The sequence below is a fragment of the Streptomyces sp. NPDC088785 genome (assembly GCF_044750685.1).
In the GTDB taxonomy this organism is placed as follows: Bacteria; Actinomycetota; Actinomycetes; order Streptomycetales; family Streptomycetaceae; genus Streptomyces.
The window spans coordinates 74,161-89,274 of sequence record NZ_JBIVKH010000020.1; the positions used below are offsets into that span (position 1 = coordinate 74,161).

The following is a 15,114-nucleotide window of genomic DNA, read 5'->3' on the forward strand; positions in this document are numbered from 1 at the left end:
CGTCAGCGGCCGGGGCGGACCGTCAGGTCGTTGACCTCGGCGTCGCGCGGGAGGTCGAGCGCCATGAGGATCGTGGTGGCCATCGACTCGGGGTCGATCCAGCGGGACGCGTCGTAGTCCTTGCCCTCCTGCTGGTGCACCTTGGCCTGCATGGGGCTGGCGGTGCGGCCGGGGTAGACGGACGTGACCCGTACGCCGTGGTCGTGCTCCTCCTGGCGCAGCGAGTCGGCGAGCGCCTTCAGGCCGTGCTTGGAGGCGGCGTACGCGGACCATTCGGGGCTCGCCCGCAGGCCCGCGCCGGAGTTCACGAACACCACGTGCCCCTGGGCGAGCCGGAGCTGCGGCAGGAGGTGGCGGGTCAGCTCGGCCGGGGCGATGAGGTTGACATTGAGCTGGTGGCGCCAGGTCTTCGGGGTCAGTTCGCCGACCGGGCCCAGGTCGACGACGCCCGCGATGTGCAGCAGCGAGTCGACCCGGTCGGGCAGCGACTGGTGGGAGAACGCCCAGGACAGCCTGTCCGGGTCGGCCAGGTCGCCGACGAGGGTGCGGGCGCCGGGGAACTCGGCGGCGAGTTCCTTGGCGCGGCCCGCGTCGCGCGCGTGGAGGACGAGTCGGTCCCCGCGCGCGTGCAGACGACGGGCGACGGCGGCGCCGATGCCGGAGCCGGCACCGGTGATCACATGCGTGGCGGTATCGGTCATGGGCGCCATGCTCGCACTACTGCTGACCGGCCGACTCCTCGAGGTGGGCCAGGGCGCCGACCGGCTCCTCGGCGAAGAACACCAGGTCGGTGAGGGGCACCGGCAGGAAGCCCTCGTCCTCCATGCGCCGGAACTGCTCCTTGAGGCCGTCGTAGAAGCCCGCCGAGTTGAGCAGCACGACGGGCTTGTCGGTCTTGCCGTGCTTCTTCAGTTCCAGGATCTCGGTGGCCTCGTCGAGCGTCCCCGTGCCACCCACCATGATCACCACGGCGTCGGACTTCTCCAGGAGCAGCCGCTTGCGCTCGGCGAGGTCGGCGGCGACGACCATCTCGTCGGGGGCGGTCACGGCGCGGGCCCTGGCGGCCAGGAACTCCACGGAGACGCCGAGCAGCCGCCCGCCGCTCTCGTGCACCCCGTCGGCGACGACCTTCATCAGTCCGCTCTCGCTGCCGCCCCACACCAGCGTGTGCCCGCCCCTGCCGAGCAGTTCGGCGAAGGCGCGGGCGGGTGCGGTGTAGCGGTCGTCGAGGTCGGCGGCGGAGAGGAAGACGCAGATGTTCATGGTGTTCACGGTACGGCGCCGGGATCGGGCGGCCGCACCGGGAAGAACCCGCCCGGTGTGAGCGCTGACACAGTCATGACCAAGGGACACACGATCACGATCGAACAGGATGCACGGCGCGTGCGCGTCGTCCGGGACGGGGAGGTGCTGGCCGACAGCAGGCGGGCGCTGCTGCTGAAGGAGACCGGTTGTCCGGAGCGGCACTACATCCCTGCGGAGGACGTGCGGACCGAGCTGTTGACCCCGTCGGGCACCACGACGCACTGTCCCTTCAAGGGGGACGCCTCCTACTGGTCGCTGCCCGGCGCCCAGGACCTGGTGTGGGCGTACGCCGAGCCGAAGCCGGAGGTGGCCGCCATCAAGGACCACCTGTGCTTCTACGAGACCCAGGTCGACGACGCCTAGGGCCTGAACCGCCTCCGGGGGCGTGGTCGAATACGCAGACACGGGGACCCCGGCAGACACGGCGCGCGAGGAGGGTGAGGTCGTCATGATCCACGGAGACGGACAGCAGGGCGTTCCAGCGGGCGGTTTCGGCCCGCCGCCACCGTCCGTCCCGCCGCCTCCCGCGCATCCGCCCGCGTTCCCGCCGCCGCCGTCGGTGCCCCCGGCGGCGCCGGCGGGCACCGGCCCCGAGTTCATCGCCGCCGACGAGCGCAACGGCCTGGTGGTCGACGGGGACGGCGTCCACTTCGAGCAGGGGCCGCACGCCATCGACCTGCCGTGGGCGCGGCTGCGCACCGTGCGGTTCCAGCCGGCGCCGGACGGCCTGTACGTGACGGCGGTGCTGACGGACGGCCCGGTCTACGAGTGCCGGGTCCGGGCCCGCCGCCGCTCCCTGGCGACGCAGTGGGGCACCGATCTGGCGGCGGTGCTCCACCACTATCTGGCGGGTCGCGGCTAGGCGGGTCCTAGGCGGCGGCCGTCGCGCGGGCGGTGGTCGCGATCGTCGCCGAGCCCACCACGCGGGTGCCGTCGTACAGGACGATGGCCTGGCCGGGGGCGACACCGCGGACCGGCTCGGCGAAGGAGACCCGCAGTTCGCCGTCGACCAGGTCCGCCGAGACCTCGGTCTCGCCGCCGTGGGCGCGCAGCTGGGCCGTGTAGGTGCCCGGGCCGGTGGGGGCCGCACCGCACCAGCGGGGCTTGATCGCGGTCAGGGCGGTGACGTCGAGGGCCTCCGCCGGGCCGACCGTCACCGTGTTGTCCACCGGCGAGATGTCCAGGACGTAGCGGGGCTTGCCGTCGGAAGCGGGGGTGCCGATGCGCAGGCCCTTGCGCTGGCCGATGGTGTAGCCGTAGGCGCCCTCGTGGGTGCCGAGGCGGGTGCCGGACTCGTCGACGATGTCGCCCTCGGCGCGGCCGAGGCGGGACGCCAGGAAGCCCTGGGTGTCGCCGTCGGCGATGAAGCAGATGTCGTGCGAGTCGGGCTTCTTGGCGACGGCGAGGCCGCGCCGCTCCGCCTCCGCGCGGATCTCGTCCTTGGTGGTCTCCGTGTCGCCGAGCGGGAACATCGCGTGGGCGAGCTGGCGGTCGTCCAGGACGCCCAGCACGTAGGACTGGTCCTTGGCCATGTCGGTGGCGCGGTGCAGCTCGCGCTCGCCCGCGTCGTTGACCAGGACCTGGGCGTAGTGGCCGGTGCAGACCGCGTCGAAGCCGAGGGCGAGCGCCTTGTCGAGCAGCGCGGCGAACTTGATCTTCTCGTTGCAGCGCAGGCAGGGGTTCGGGGTGCGCCCGGCCTCGTACTCGGCGACGAAGTCCTCGACGACGTCCTCACGGAAGCGCTCGGCGAGGTCCCAGACGTAGAACGGGATGCCGATGACGTCCGCCGCGCGGCGCGCGTCGCGGGAGTCCTCGATGGTGCAGCAGCCGCGGGCGCCGGTGCGGAACGACTGCGGATTCGCCGACAGGGCCAGGTGGACACCTGTCACGTCGTGGCCGGCCTCCGCGGCGCGGGCCGCGGCGACGGCGGAGTCGACGCCGCCGGACATGGCGGCGAGAACACGGAGGGGGCGGTCCTGGGCGGGGCGCTGCGCGGCGAGCGAGGTCTGGGAAGTCATAGCACTAACAGAGTACGGGGAGCCGGGAACCGAATCTCTCCGATATCCGTTGTGGAACATGTACGCGAAAGGTGGGACGGGGGCGTCGCGTGGGGAAGCAGGGGTCGGGCGGCAAGGACCGCGACCGGGGCATCAGCCGGCGCACCTTGATCATCGGTGGCGCGGCGTCGGCCGTGGGCGTGGGGCTGCTCGCGCGCGGGGACATCGCCCGGATGTGGTGGCAGCTGCCCGGCGTGGGCAAGGCGCGCACCGCCGGCGAGGTGGACTTCAAGGGCGCGGAGTGGGTCGCGGCGGCCTCGGCGAACTGGCGGCGGGCGGACCGCCCCGCGGACTACCCGATCGACCTCGTCGTCATCCATGTCACGCAGGGCAGTTACAGCAGCGCGCTGCGGGTGTTCAAGGATCCCTGGCACGGGGCGTCGGCGCACTACGTCGTGCGCAAGGACGGGCACATCGCGCAGATGATCCGGGAGCTGGACGTCGCGTTCCACGCGGGGAACAAGGACTACAACCAGCGCAGCATCGGCATCGAGCACGAGGGGTTCGTGGACCGGCCGCAGGACTTCACCGCCGCGATGTACGCGGCCTCCGCGAAGCTGACGGCCGGGATCTGCCGCCGGTACGGCATACCCGTGGACCGTGAGCACATCATCGGGCACGCGGAGGTGCCGGGCACCGATCACACCGACCCGGGCCCGCACTGGGACTGGGACCGGTACATGCGACTCGTCCGGGCGGCGCACCGGCGGGCCGGGTCCGCCAAGGCGTGAGGGCTCCGCCCGGTCAGCTCAGGCCGGCCGAGCGGGCCCGCTCCACGACCGGGCCGATCGCCTTGGCGACCGCCTCGACGTCGGCGCGGGTCGAGGTGTGGCCGAGGGAGAAGCGGAGCGTGCCGCGGGCGAGGGCGGGGTCGGTGCCGGTGGCGAGCAGGACGTGGCTGGGCTGGGCGATGCCCGCCGTGCAGGCCGAGCCCGTGGAGCACTCGATGCCCTGGGCGTCCAGCAGGAGCAGCAGCGAGTCGCCCTCGCAGCCGGGGAAGGTGAAGTGGGCGTTGGCGGGCAGCCGCCCGCCGGGGGCCGGGTCGCCGCCGAGGATCGCCTCGGGGACGGCGGCGCGCACGGCCGTGACGAGGTCGTCCCGCAGGGCGCCGATGTCGCGGGCGAACCGGTCGCGGTGCTCGTGCGCCAGCCGGCCGGCCGTCGCGAAGGAGGCGATGGCGGGCACGTCGAGGGTGCCGGAGCGCACGTGCCGCTCCTGGCCGCCGCCGTGCAGGACGGGTACGGGGGTGTACGCGCGGCCGAGCAGCAGCGCGCCGATGCCGTAGGGGCCGCCGATCTTGTGCCCCGACACGGTCATGGCCGCGAGGCCGGAGGCGGCGAAGTCGACGGGGATCTGGCCGTAGGCCTGGACCGCGTCGGCGTGCAGCGGGATGTCGAACTCCTGCGCCACGTCGGCGAGTTCGCGCACCGGCTGGATCGTGCCGATCTCGTTGTTGGCCCACATGACGGTGGCCAGGGCGACGTCGGCCGGGTCGCGCTCGACGGCGTCGCGGAAGGCGTCGGCGTGGACGCGGCCGTGGGCGTCGACCGGCAGGTACTCGACGGTGGCGCCCTCGTGCTCGGCGAGCCAGTGCACGGCGTCGAGGACGGCGTGATGCTCGACGGGGCTGGCCAGGACGCGGGTGCGGGCCGGGTCGGCGGCGCGCCGGGCCCAGTACAGACCCTTGACGGCGAGGTTGTCGGCCTCGGTGCCGCCCGAGGTGAAGACGACCTCGCTGGGGCGGGCGCCGAGCGACTCGGCGAGGGTCTCGCGGGACTCCTCGACCGTGCGGCGGGCGCGGCGTCCGGCGGCGTGCAGGGACGAGGCGTTGCCGGTGACGGCGAGCTGGGCGGTCAGCACCTCGACCGCTTCCGGAAGCATCGGGGTGGTCGCGGCGTGGTCGAGGTAAGCCATGGTGGGCACGATTCTACGAGCCCGCCGGAGCCTTTCGGCCGCCGCATGGGGTCCCGTTCCCACGCGCGGCCCCTCGGGAGCCTCAGCCCGTGATGCTCCAGGAGAAGGTGCCGTCCGCCGCGACCAGGGCGGCGAGCACGACGAGGTCGGCGACGCCGAGGCCCAGACCCAGCAGGGCCCGGCCGCGTCGCGCGGTGCCGCGCCACAGGGAGAGGCCCGCGAGGACGATGGCGACGGGGCCGAGGAAGACGTTCATGACGAGCAGGCCGACGAGGCCGAGGACGAACGAGGCGACGGCCATGCCGTCGGTGTCGCGGCGTCCGGTGGGCCGAGTGCGGGTACGGGTGCGGGTGCGGTCCGGCGCCTCTGCGGTGAGCTGCATGGTGGTACCCCCTGAAATCGACTGGATCGACTGGATCGACAGGTGCGGCCGATGGGCTGGTGCGAGCGGCCTGGCGCGCGGTCAGCCCTGGTGGCGGCGGCCGCGCTCGCGCACGGCGAAGACGGTCAGCCAGACGCCGATGACGGCGGCGGCCACGAGCGTGAAGGACAGCGGCGCGTGGGCCACGGTGCCGAGCGCGAAGCCCAGGAGCAGCAGGGCCGCTACGAGGAACAGCACGGGAGACCTCTCAGAGTTGGGTTACAACTGTTCACTGACTATTGAGTCTAACCGCGCGTCCGGTGTTCAATTACGGAGAACAGTTGTTAACTGGATGACATGAGTCACACCACCCTCGGCAGCCGTCAGGCGCAGAAGCGCAGAACCCGGCAGGCGCTGCTCGATGCGGCGCTCGAGCTGCTGGAGGAGCAGAGCCTGAGCAGTCTGGGGCTGCGCGAGGTGACCCGGGCCGTGGGCATGGCGCCGACCGCGTTCTACCGGCACTTCGACTCCATCGCCGATCTCGGCGCCGCCCTGGTGGAGGAGGCGGTCGGCAGCCTGCACGCGGTCGTCTCCGCACTGCTCACCGCGACCTGGGACAGCGACGAACGCATCGCGCGCACCGTCGGGCTGATCGCCGCGCACGTGCGCGCCCACCCGGCGCACGTGCGGTTCATCGCGCGGGAGCGGCACGGCGGGGTGCAGCGGGTGCGCGAGGAGATCGCCGCGCAGCTCGGGCAGTTCGCCGAGGAGGTGCGCGCGGCACTGCGCGAGGACCCCGAGTCGGCGGGCTGGAGCGAGGACGACCTGCTGATGCTGGCCGGGCTGTACGTGGACCACATGATGATGGCCGCCACCGCCTTCCTCACCGCCTCCCCCGCGGACTCGCGCCGCGTGGCGGCCCTCGCGGAGCGGCAGTTGCGGCTGGTCAGTCTCGGGCGCAGGCACTGGCTCGACGCGTCGTGAGCGACGGGCCGCGCGGGCGCGGGGGTTACCGGCGGGCCGCGTAGAGCCGGGTGATCTCGGCCGCGCACCGGGCCAGCTCCTCGCGGACCTCGGGCGGGTCGAGGACCTCCAGGTGTGCGGCGAAGGGCAGCAGGGTGCGGGTCGCGCCCAGGACGCCGTAGCCGAGGCGGACCGTGATCCACTCGTCGGCGTCGGCGTCGTCGGCGTCGGCGTCGTGGAGGTCGTCGGGGTCCGGGTGCTCGGTCAGGGACGCGCCGGCCATCTTCAGGAACAGGTCGTAGCGGCTGCGGTGGACGCGGGCGGTGACCGCGATGCCGCCCGGCCGCTCTTCGACCCGGCGCTTCAGCACCGCCCAGGCGTCGGCGAGCTCGATGCCGGGGCGGCGCCTGACGGGTGCGTCGGTGACGGTCACCGCCTGGGTGCGGTCGGCGCGGAAAAGGCGGGGTACCGCGCGGCGGTCGGCCACCAGGTACCAGACGCCCGCCTTGGAGACGAGGCCGTAGGGGTCGACGGTGTAGGTGCGGGGGGTGTCGGTGCCGCTGTGGCGGTAGCGGATCCGCAGGCGGCGCTCGGCGAACACGGCGTCCTGCAACGCGCCGACGTCGACCTCGAGCGCGGGCGGGCCCATCCAGCGCGAGGGTTCGACCAGGATGCGACGGCTGGTCAGTTCGGCCGCGGGGCGGTGGGGTTCGGGGAGCGCCGCCATCACCTTGCGCAGGGCCGAGCCGAGGGCCGCATCGAGGCCGAGCGCGGCGTGGGCGCCCTGGGAGGCGAGGATGAACAGGGCGCGGGACTCGTCGGCGGTCAGGCCGGTGACGTCGGTGCGGTAGCCGGGGAGGAGGGCGATGCCGCCGTGGCGGCCGCGCTCCGTGTAGACCGGGACGCCCGAGGCCGACAGGGATTCGATGTCGCGGTAGATCGTGCGGACCGAGACTTCCAGGCGGGTGGCCAGGTCGTGGGCGGGGACGCGGCCGCGGGTCTGTAGGAGCAGGAGGATGGCCAGCAGGCGGTCGGACTTCACGGGGGCAGCCTGCCGCAGATCGGGCGCGCTGTCGGGGGGCGGTTCGTTGCGGCTGGGTCTCTTCTCGGGCGGTGTGCGTGTGCGGGTCGGGGGTTGTCGTTCGCCTGCGGGCCGGTGGGGGCTTCTCGCGCCGTTCCCCGCGCCCCTGGGTCGTTCTCCGTCCGCGGGCCGGTGGCCCCGCCTCCCGCGCCCCCGGGTCGTTCCTCGGCCGCAGGCCGGTGGCCGCCTCCCGCGCCCCTGGGTCGTTCTTCGCCTGCGGGCCGGTGGCCGCTTCTCGCGCCGTTCCCCGCGCCCCTGGGGCGTTCTTCGACCGCGGGCCGGTGGCCGCCTCCCGCGTCCCTGGGTCGTTCCTCGGCCGCGGGCCAGTGGCCGCTTCTCGCGCCGTTCCCCGCGCCCCTGGGGCGTGCGCTGACGCGCAGCCTTCCCCCGGAGGCTGCGCTCCGCGCGCCCCCGGGACGAGACGGGGGTGCGCCTCTCCCGCAGCGCGGGGCGATGGTGCGCCCCTCCGAATGAGATGGCGCGGGGGACTGCGCGACCAGCCGCACGACGGTGGTGCGTGCTGAGGGTGGGTCAGGGGAGGCGGACTCGGGCCAGTTGGCGGGACTGGGCGACCAGGCGGTCCTGGGTGTCCCAGATCTCGGTGTCCTCCTCCAGGAAGCCGCCGGCCAGATTCCGGGTGGAGATCGCGACGCGCAGCGGCCCGGGAGCCGGCCGGCACCGGACGTGGACGGTCAGCTCGACGGTCGGCACCCAGCCCTTGAGCCCCATCTCGAAGGCGGTCGGCGGCAGCGCGTCCACGGTGAGGAGCAGCGACAGCGGATCGGCGTCACGGCCGTCGGCCAGCCCGAACCAGCCCCGCATCTCCCCCTTCCCGGACGGCGCGCCGAGGGCCCAGCCCAGGGTCGCCGGGTCCAGCTTGACGGCGAGCCGGTCGGTGATGGCCGAGCTGCCGGGGATGCGCGGAGCGTCACCGGGCGCGTCCTCGGCGCCGAAGCACTGCTCGATCGGCGGGATGGCGGGCGGCTTGGCGCTGGTGCGGACGTCGTCGGGGAGCGCGTTCAGGTCCCCGTACGAGGCGAGGACGCGGATCCGCTCGACCTCGGAGCCGTCCTGCGCGTACTGGAAGAGCGAGGCCTGCCCGGTGGAGAGCGTCCGGCCGGCGCGGGCCACCTCCGTGCGGACCACGGCGGGCCCGGCCACGGACGCCGTCAGATAGTGCGCCGAGATCGTGAACGGGTCGCTGTGCGGCAGGGTGTCGGCGAGCGCGCGGCCCAGCACGGCGAGCAGGTAGCCGCCGTTGACGGCGTTGATGATCGTCCAGCCGGCCGACAGGTCGAGGTCGTAGACCCCCGGGACGGCGGGGTCGCGCCGCGTGACGGCGGTGTCCCGGTCGAACTCGCTGTCACCGATCGCGGCGGAGCCGGTGCGTTCCTGCGTGGATGCTGCGTCTGCCATGCAGGCAGGGTACGACAGCTCATTACTAAGCGGTAGCTTTAGAGATTCGGCTCACGGCCTCACGGCGTCTCCTCCGGCACCTCCACCGCCGCGGACCTGCGGTTCCACGCGCGCGGCGCCCGCCAGTGATAGCGCATCGCGAGCAGCCGCAGGATGAAGGCGGTCGCGACGGCGGCGCCGCTGGTGAGCGCGTTGAGGGTGTCGAAGCGGATGCAGAGGACGACGATGACGGCGCCGACGATCGCCGGCACGGCGTACAGGTCGCGGTCCCAGCGCACCAGCGACGGCACCTCGTTGGCGATGATGTCGCGCAGCACCCCGCCGCCGACCGCCGTGGCCAGGCCGAGCACGGCGGACGAGGTGAGGCCGAGCCCGTAGTCGTAGGCCTTGGTGGTGCCGGTGACGCAGAACAGGCCGAGGCCGGCCGCGTCGAAGACGTTCACCGCGGCCTGGGTGCGTTCGACCTCGGGGTGCAGGACGAAGACGAGGGCGGCGGCAAACAGCGGGGTGATGAAGTAGCCCAGGTCGGTGAAGGCGGACGGCGGCACGGCCCCGATGACCAGGTCGCGGAACACGCCTCCGCCCAGCGCGGTGGCCTCGGCCAGGGCGGCGATACCGAAGACGTCCCAGTTCTTGCGTACGGCCATCAGAGCGCCGGAGATGGCGAACACGAAGATGCCGACGAGGTCGAGCCAGTGCTGGACGGAGGGGGTGAACAGTTCCTGGATCACCCGATATTTTTACCTGCCGGGTCCGTGCCTAGAGCGTCGGCTTGCCCGTCGTGAACAGCCACGTGTCGAACAGATCGTCCAACTGCCGGCCCGAGACCCGCTCGGCGAGCGCGATGAAGTCGGCCGTCGAGGCGTTCTGGTAGCGGTGCAGCTTCGTCCACAGCGGCAGCAGCTTGAAGAACGCCCTGTCGCCGATGCGCTCGCGCAGCACCTGGAGGGTCATCGCGCCGCGCTGGTACACGGCGGAGGCGAACATGGTGTCGCGCTGCGGGTCGCCCACCTTCGTCTGCCAGAACGCGGAGTCGGCCGGGCGCGCGTCGTAGCCCGCGAGGAAGGAGTCGTGGGCGGAGCGGACGCCCTGGTGCTCGGACCAGAGCCACTGGGCGTAGGTGGCGAAGCCCTCGTTGAGCCAGATGTTCTTCCACTGCTCGACGGAGACGGAGTCGCCGAACCACTGGTGGGCGAGTTCGTGGACGATCGTCGACTCGTTGCGGACGGCGGAGTAGCTGGGCTTGGACTGGGTCTCCAGGGAGAAGCCGGCCTCGGGCATGTCGTCGACGACGGCGCCGGTCTCCTCGAAGGGGTAGGGGCCGAAGACCTGCGACCAGTAGTCGGTGGCCGCGGCGGTCACCGCGTAGACGTCCACGCTGTTGCTGTCGGCGAGGACCGGGTCGATGGCCACGTAGATGGGGGTGCCGGCGGGGGTGCGGCCGCTGCGCACGTCGAACTTCCCGATGCTGGCGGTGGCGAGGTAGGTCGCCATCGGCCGCGACTCGCGCCAGTGGTGGACGGTCCGGGTGCCCTTGTCGGTGTCGTACGTGGCGACGAGCCGCCCGTTCGAGACACCGGTCAGACCCTTGGGGGCCTTGATGCGGATGTCGTACGTCGCCTTGTCGGAGGGGTGGTCGCTGGAGGGGAACCAGGTGGAGGCGGCGTTCGGCTCGCAGGCGACGAAGACGCCGTCGGCGGTCTTCATCCAGCCGTAGTCGGAGCCGAAGACGATGGGGCCGCTGAGGGGTTCGGGGACGCCGTTGTAGGTGACGGTCGTGGTGAAGCCGTGGCCCTTGCGCAGCGGGGTGCGCGGGGTGACGACGAGTTCGTCGCCGGTGCGGGTGAAGTCCGCGCGTCTGCCGTTCACCTCGATCCGGGTGACCGTGAGCTTCTGTAGGTCGAGGTCGAAGGAGGAGAGGTTCTGGGTGGCGCGCGCGGTGAGGGTCGTACGGCCGTCGAGGCGGTCGGTGTCGGGGCTGTAGGCGACGTCCAGGTCGTAGTGGAGGGCGTCGAAGCCGCCGTTGCCGAGCTCGGGGAAGTACGGGTCGCCGATGCCGGCCGAGCCCGGGGTGGGGGCCGGGGCGGCGGCGATCAGGGTGAAGGAGGCGGCCGCGACGGTGAGCGCGGCCAGTTTTGCCGAACGGGAGAGCATGTGGGCGTCCCTTCGAGCGTGATCCTGTGTGCCGGACACGGGAACTCTGCCGCTCAAGGGTGGGCGTGTACATGCTCTTTCTGGGCTATGTACACGCTGCCCGACCCAGCCCGGACGTCCCGCCGCGGGCGCGGGGGAACGGCGCGACCGGCCACGGCGAGAGCCGCGGCCGGTCACGACCGGGCCGACCGCTACACGCCCTCCGGGCCCTTCGCCGTCTCCGGCCCTTTCGCCGTCTCCGGACCCTTCGCCGTCTCCGGACCCTTCGCCGTCTCCGGACCCTTCGGGGTATCCGGGCCCGTCGCGGTCTCCGGGCCCGTCGCGGTCTCCGGACCCGTCGCGGTCTCCGGACCCGTCGCGGTCTCCGGACCCGTCGCGGTCTCCGGTGCCTCCGTGGTCTCCGAAGCCTCCGGGGCTTCCGTGACCACCGGGCTCACCGGGGTCTCCGGGGTCTCCGGGCTCTCCGGACTCACCGGGCTCACCGGCGCCTCCGAAGCCTGCGCGGACGGCTCAGGGGCCACCCCCGCCGACGCCCCCGACGACACCGACGCCGACGCCGAAGGCGAAGGCGACGTCTCGGTGGCGACGGCGTCCGCCGGCGGCGGCACCGTCACCACGCTGATCGCCTCCTTGGCCACGGAGAGCAGCTGGGTGTCCTCGGGCGCCTGGTCGGGCGCGTTCTCCGGGTGGTGGCAGGCCACCTGGTGGCCGGACGCGAGCCGGAGCAGCGGCGGCTCCTTCGTCGCGCACACCTGCGTCGCCTTCCAGCAGCGCGTGTGGAAGCGGCAGCCGGTGGGCGGGTCGATCGGGGACGGGACGTCGCCGCGCAGCAGGATCCGCTCGCTCTTGACGCCGCGCCGCCGCGGGTCGGGCACCGGCACCGCGGACAGCAGCGCCTTGGTGTAGGGGTGCATCGGCGTCGTGTAGAGATCGGCGCGGTCCGCCAGCTCCACGATCTTGCCGAGGTACATCACCGCGATCCGGTCCGAGACGTGCCGGATGACCGAGAGGTCGTGCGCGATGATCACATACGTCAGGCCGAGCTCGCTCTGGAGGTCGTCCAGCAGGTTGACGACCTGGGCCTGGATGGAGACGTCGAGCGCCGAGACCGGCTCGTCCGCCACGACCAGCTTCGGCCGCAGGGCGAGCGCGCGGGCGATGCCGATGCGCTGGCGCTGGCCGCCGGAGAACTCGTGCGGGTAGCGGTTGTAGTGCTCGGGGTTGAGCCCGACGCGCTCCAGCAGCTCCTGCACCGTCTTGCGCACGCCGCCCTCGGGCTTGACGCCCTGGAGCTTGAACGGGGTGCCGACGATCGTGCCGATGTTGTGGCGCGGGTTCAGCGAGGAGTACGGGTCCTGGAAGATCATCTGCACGTCGCGGCGCAGCGGCCGCATGCCGCCGGTGCCGAGGTGCGTGATGTCCCGGCCCTCGAACTCGACGCGGCCCGAGGTCGGTTCGAGCAGCCGCGTGATGAGCCGGCCCATCGTCGACTTGCCGCAGCCGGACTCGCCGACGACGCCCAGGGTCTCCCCCGCGCGGACGTCGAAGCTGAGCCCGTCGACCGCCTGGACGGCGGCGACCTGCCGCTTGAGCAGGCCCTTCTTGATCGGGAAGTGCTTGACGAGGTTCTCGACCTTGAGCAGCGGTTCACCGGGCGCCGGGTCCGCGGAGGTCTGGAGCGAGCCGGCCGGCTGCTGGGGGATCGTCATCTCGGTCTCGGGTCCTTTGGCGTCCGTCACAGCTTCGGCGCAATCTCTTCGGTCCAGATCCGTTCCCGCTCCCCCGCCGACATGTGGCAGGCGGAGTAGTGGCCGGAGCCGACCTCGCGCAGTTCGGGGCGCTCGGTGCGGGTGATGTTGTCCTTGGGGACGTCCGCGTACGGGCAGCGCGGGTTGAAGGCGCAGCCGCCCGGCAGGTTGATCAGGCTGGGCGGAGAGCCCTTGACCGGCGTGAGGCGCTCGGTCTGCTCCCGGTCGATGCGCGGCATCGAGCCCAGCAGGCCCCAGGTGTAGGGGTGCTGCGGTTCGGTGAAGACCTGGGTGGCGCTGCCGCGCTCCACGCACCGGCCGCCGTACATGACGAGCAGTTCGTCGGCCATCTCCGCGACGACCCCGAGATCGTGCGTGATCATGATGACCGCGGAGCCGAACTCCTTCTGGAGGTCCCGGATCAGGTCGAGGATCTGCGCCTGCACGGTCACGTCGAGGGCCGTGGTCGGCTCGTCGGCGATCAGCAGTTCGGGGTTATTCACCAGCGCCATGGCGATCATCGCGCGCTGGCGCATGCCGCCGGAGAACTCGTGCGGGTAGGCGTCGACCCGCTTGTCGGGCTGCGGGATGCCGACCCGGTCGAGCATCTCGATCGCCCGCTTGCGCGCGGTCTTCTTGTCGACCTTGTGGTGGACCCGGTACGCCTCCACGATCTGCTTGCCGATCGTGTAATACGGGTGCAGCGCGGAGAGCGGGTCCTGGAAGATCATCGCCATGTCGCGGCCGCGCAGCCGGCGGACGGCGTCCTGGTCGCCGGAGAGCAGCTCGGTGCCGTCCAGCCAGATCTCGCCGCTGATCTGCGCCTTGCGCCGGCCGTACTGGCCCGCGGTGTGCAGGCCCATGATGCCGAGGGACGTGACGGACTTGCCCGATCCGGACTCGCCGACGATGCCGAGGGTGCGGCCCTTCTCCAGGGTGAAGGAGAGGCCGTCGACGGACTTGACCACGCCGTCGTCGGTCGGGAAGTGCACCTTGAGGTCGCGGACCTCCAGGAAGGCGCGGGGTGCTCCGGAGGCGGTGACGGGTTCGCCGACCGCCGCTCCGGTCTTGTGCAGGTCGGTCATCCCAGCCTCACTCGCGGGTCGATGACGGCGTAGAGAAGGTCCACGACGAGGTTGGCGACGGCGATCGCGAGGGCCGCGAACAGCGTCACGCCGAGGATCACGGGCAGGTCCTTGTTGCTGATGGCCTGGACCGCTTCGAGACCGAGACCGGGCAGGTTGAACGTGGACTCGGTGAGCACGGCGCCGCCGAGCAGCACCCCGAGGTCGAGTCCGAAGACGGTGAGGATCGGGGTCATCGCCGAGCGCAGCGCGTGCCGGGTGATGACGGCGGACTCGCCGAGGCCCTTGGCGCGCGCGGTGCGGATGTAGTCCTCGCCGAGGATCTCCAGCATGGTGGCGCGGGTGAGTCTCGCGTACATCGCGGCGTTGAGGAAGGCGAGCACGATCCACGGCAGGATCAGCGTCTGGAGCCAGGTGCCGATCGAGTCGTCCGTGGACAGCGAGTCGGCGATGTGCACCCAGCCGAGGCTGTGCACGAAGATGCCCATCGCGACCATGCCGGTGAAGAAGACGGGGAGCGAGACGCCGCCGAGGGCGGTGGTCATCGCGGCGCGGTCCCAGAAGGTGCCGCGCTTGAGGGCGGAGGTGACACCGGTGGCGACACCGCCGACCAGCCACAGGACGCAGGCGCCGAGCGCCAGCGCGCCGGTGATGGGCGCGTCCTGCTTGAGGGTGTTCCAGACGGGCTCCTCCGTGCGGAAGGAGTATCCGAAGCAGGGGGCGGGGCAGTGGGTGATGTCCGCGCCGTTGGTGTAGTCGCGGCCGAGCGGGATGCCCCGGACGAAGTCCCAGAACTGCACCAGGAGCGGGTCGTTGAGGCCCAGCTTGATGCGGATGCCGTCCAGCGCCTCGGGGCTGGTGGCCTTGCCGGCGAAGAGGACGGCGACGTCCTGACCCGCCCATTTGGGCAGCATGAAGAAGATGGTGAAGGTCGCGAACAACACGATCAGCACCATGATGACGACGGCGAACAGGCGCCGGATGAGATAAGCAAGCACTGTGCGCGGCCCGGCGGCGGGGACCCGTTCGG

At 72.3% G+C, this 15,114-nt stretch carries 17 protein-coding genes; 4 read left to right on the top strand and 13 right to left on the bottom strand.

What is annotated here, in order from left to right; genetic code table 11:
• Positions 1-2: 2 nt before the first annotated feature.
• Both ACIP5K_RS33920 and ACIP5K_RS33925 read right to left on the bottom strand, forming a co-directional pair.
• Positions 3-701 (bottom strand): SDR family oxidoreductase, encoded by a 699-nt coding sequence (locus tag ACIP5K_RS33920; RefSeq protein ID WP_401415935.1) that lies wholly within the window; start codon positions 699-701, stop codon positions 3-5.
• 16 nt (positions 702-717) lie between these two features.
• Complete coding sequence (locus tag ACIP5K_RS33925; protein WP_401415938.1) at positions 718-1,263, bottom strand: TIGR00730 family Rossman fold protein; 546 nt, start codon at positions 1,261-1,263, stop codon at positions 718-720.
• Between the two features lie 75 nt (positions 1,264-1,338).
• Between ACIP5K_RS33925 and ACIP5K_RS33930 the strand changes: the two genes are divergently transcribed.
• The gene (locus ACIP5K_RS33930) at positions 1,339-1,668 is read left to right on the top strand and encodes a DUF427 domain-containing protein (RefSeq protein ID WP_401416062.1); all 330 of its coding nucleotides are present in this window, start codon (positions 1,339-1,341) and stop codon (positions 1,666-1,668) included.
• 85 nt (positions 1,669-1,753) lie between these two features.
• Positions 1,754-2,167: a hypothetical protein gene (locus tag ACIP5K_RS33935; RefSeq protein WP_401415940.1), complete on the top strand. Its 414-nt coding sequence runs from the start codon at positions 1,754-1,756 to the stop codon at positions 2,165-2,167.
• A gap of 7 nt (positions 2,168-2,174) precedes the next feature.
• On the opposite strand, the gene mnmA is transcribed toward ACIP5K_RS33935, so the two are convergent.
• Entirely contained in the window at positions 2,175-3,323 is a 1,149-nt protein-coding gene (gene mnmA, locus ACIP5K_RS33940) for a tRNA 2-thiouridine(34) synthase MnmA (RefSeq protein WP_401415942.1), read from the bottom strand.
• Between the two features lie 89 nt (positions 3,324-3,412).
• Here mnmA and ACIP5K_RS33945 point away from each other — a divergent pair, with 89 nt between their 5' ends.
• Positions 3,413-4,093 (top strand): N-acetylmuramoyl-L-alanine amidase, encoded by a 681-nt coding sequence (locus ACIP5K_RS33945; protein WP_401415945.1) that lies wholly within the window; start codon positions 3,413-3,415, stop codon positions 4,091-4,093.
• A 13-nt stretch (positions 4,094-4,106) separates the two neighbouring features.
• On the opposite strand, the gene ACIP5K_RS33950 is transcribed toward ACIP5K_RS33945, so the two are convergent.
• The 3 genes from ACIP5K_RS33950 to ACIP5K_RS33960 all read right to left on the bottom strand — a co-directional run bounded on the left by ACIP5K_RS33950 (position 4,107) and on the right by ACIP5K_RS33960 (position 5,895).
• Positions 4,107-5,276 (bottom strand): cysteine desulfurase family protein, encoded by a 1,170-nt coding sequence (locus ACIP5K_RS33950; protein ID WP_401415947.1) that lies wholly within the window; start codon positions 5,274-5,276, stop codon positions 4,107-4,109.
• A gap of 82 nt (positions 5,277-5,358) precedes the next feature.
• Positions 5,359-5,658: a hypothetical protein gene (locus tag ACIP5K_RS33955; protein ID WP_401415949.1), complete on the bottom strand. Its 300-nt coding sequence runs from the start codon at positions 5,656-5,658 to the stop codon at positions 5,359-5,361.
• Positions 5,659-5,739: 81 nt separating this feature from the next.
• Entirely contained in the window at positions 5,740-5,895 is a 156-nt protein-coding gene (locus tag ACIP5K_RS33960) for a hypothetical protein (protein ID WP_401415951.1), read from the bottom strand.
• A gap of 99 nt (positions 5,896-5,994) precedes the next feature.
• Here ACIP5K_RS33960 and ACIP5K_RS33965 point away from each other — a divergent pair, with 99 nt between their 5' ends.
• Complete coding sequence (locus ACIP5K_RS33965; RefSeq protein ID WP_401415953.1) at positions 5,995-6,621, top strand: TetR family transcriptional regulator; 627 nt, start codon at positions 5,995-5,997, stop codon at positions 6,619-6,621.
• Between the two features lie 25 nt (positions 6,622-6,646).
• On the opposite strand, the gene ACIP5K_RS33970 is transcribed toward ACIP5K_RS33965, so the two are convergent.
• The 7 genes from ACIP5K_RS33970 to ACIP5K_RS34000 all read right to left on the bottom strand — a co-directional run bounded on the left by ACIP5K_RS33970 (position 6,647) and on the right by ACIP5K_RS34000 (position 15,082).
• Positions 6,647-7,642, bottom strand: a complete 996-nt coding sequence (locus tag ACIP5K_RS33970) for a helix-turn-helix transcriptional regulator (protein ID WP_401415955.1) — start codon at positions 7,640-7,642, stop codon at positions 6,647-6,649.
• A gap of 570 nt (positions 7,643-8,212) precedes the next feature.
• Positions 8,213-9,097, bottom strand: coding sequence for a thioesterase family protein (locus tag ACIP5K_RS33975; RefSeq protein ID WP_401415957.1), 885 nt, complete (start codon positions 9,095-9,097; stop codon positions 8,213-8,215).
• 59 nt (positions 9,098-9,156) lie between these two features.
• Entirely contained in the window at positions 9,157-9,828 is a 672-nt protein-coding gene (locus tag ACIP5K_RS33980; protein ID WP_401415960.1) for a trimeric intracellular cation channel family protein, read from the bottom strand.
• Between the two features lie 28 nt (positions 9,829-9,856).
• Positions 9,857-11,251: a M1 family metallopeptidase gene (locus ACIP5K_RS33985; RefSeq protein WP_401415963.1), complete on the bottom strand. Its 1,395-nt coding sequence runs from the start codon at positions 11,249-11,251 to the stop codon at positions 9,857-9,859.
• Positions 11,252-11,442: 191 nt separating this feature from the next.
• The gene (locus ACIP5K_RS33990) at positions 11,443-12,960 is read right to left on the bottom strand and encodes a dipeptide ABC transporter ATP-binding protein (protein WP_401415965.1); all 1,518 of its coding nucleotides are present in this window, start codon (positions 12,958-12,960) and stop codon (positions 11,443-11,445) included.
• 26 nt (positions 12,961-12,986) lie between these two features.
• Positions 12,987-14,084 (bottom strand): ABC transporter ATP-binding protein, encoded by a 1,098-nt coding sequence (locus tag ACIP5K_RS33995; RefSeq protein ID WP_401415967.1) that lies wholly within the window; start codon positions 14,082-14,084, stop codon positions 12,987-12,989.
• Positions 14,081-15,082: an ABC transporter permease gene (locus ACIP5K_RS34000; RefSeq protein ID WP_401415968.1), complete on the bottom strand. Its 1,002-nt coding sequence runs from the start codon at positions 15,080-15,082 to the stop codon at positions 14,081-14,083. The genes ACIP5K_RS33995 and ACIP5K_RS34000 overlap by 4 nt, the downstream gene beginning before the upstream one ends.
• Positions 15,083-15,114 lie beyond the last annotated feature (32 nt).

Coding starts and splice junctions, on each gene's coding strand:
- ACIP5K_RS33925 (WP_401415938.1), bottom strand. CDS start 1,263: ATGAACATCTGCGTCTTCCTCTCCGCCGCCGACCTCGACGACCGCTAC.
- ACIP5K_RS33965 (WP_401415953.1), top strand. CDS start 5,995: ATGAGTCACACCACCCTCGGCAGCCGTCAGGCGCAGAAGCGCAGAACC.
- ACIP5K_RS33955 (WP_401415949.1), bottom strand. CDS start 5,658: ATGCAGCTCACCGCAGAGGCGCCGGACCGCACCCGCACCCGTACCCGC.
- mnmA (WP_401415942.1), bottom strand. CDS start 3,323: ATGACTTCCCAGACCTCGCTCGCCGCGCAGCGCCCCGCCCAGGACCGC.
- ACIP5K_RS33995 (WP_401415967.1), bottom strand. CDS start 14,084: ATGACCGACCTGCACAAGACCGGAGCGGCGGTCGGCGAACCCGTCACC.
- ACIP5K_RS33935 (WP_401415940.1), top strand. CDS start 1,754: ATGATCCACGGAGACGGACAGCAGGGCGTTCCAGCGGGCGGTTTCGGC.
- ACIP5K_RS33930 (WP_401416062.1), top strand. CDS start 1,339: ATGACCAAGGGACACACGATCACGATCGAACAGGATGCACGGCGCGTG.
- ACIP5K_RS33990 (WP_401415965.1), bottom strand. CDS start 12,960: ATGACGATCCCCCAGCAGCCGGCCGGCTCGCTCCAGACCTCCGCGGAC.
- ACIP5K_RS33950 (WP_401415947.1), bottom strand. CDS start 5,276: ATGGCTTACCTCGACCACGCCGCGACCACCCCGATGCTTCCGGAAGCG.
- ACIP5K_RS33920 (WP_401415935.1), bottom strand. CDS start 701: ATGACCGATACCGCCACGCATGTGATCACCGGTGCCGGCTCCGGCATC.
- ACIP5K_RS33975 (WP_401415957.1), bottom strand. CDS start 9,097: ATGGCAGACGCAGCATCCACGCAGGAACGCACCGGCTCCGCCGCGATC.
- ACIP5K_RS33985 (WP_401415963.1), bottom strand. CDS start 11,251: ATGCTCTCCCGTTCGGCAAAACTGGCCGCGCTCACCGTCGCGGCCGCC.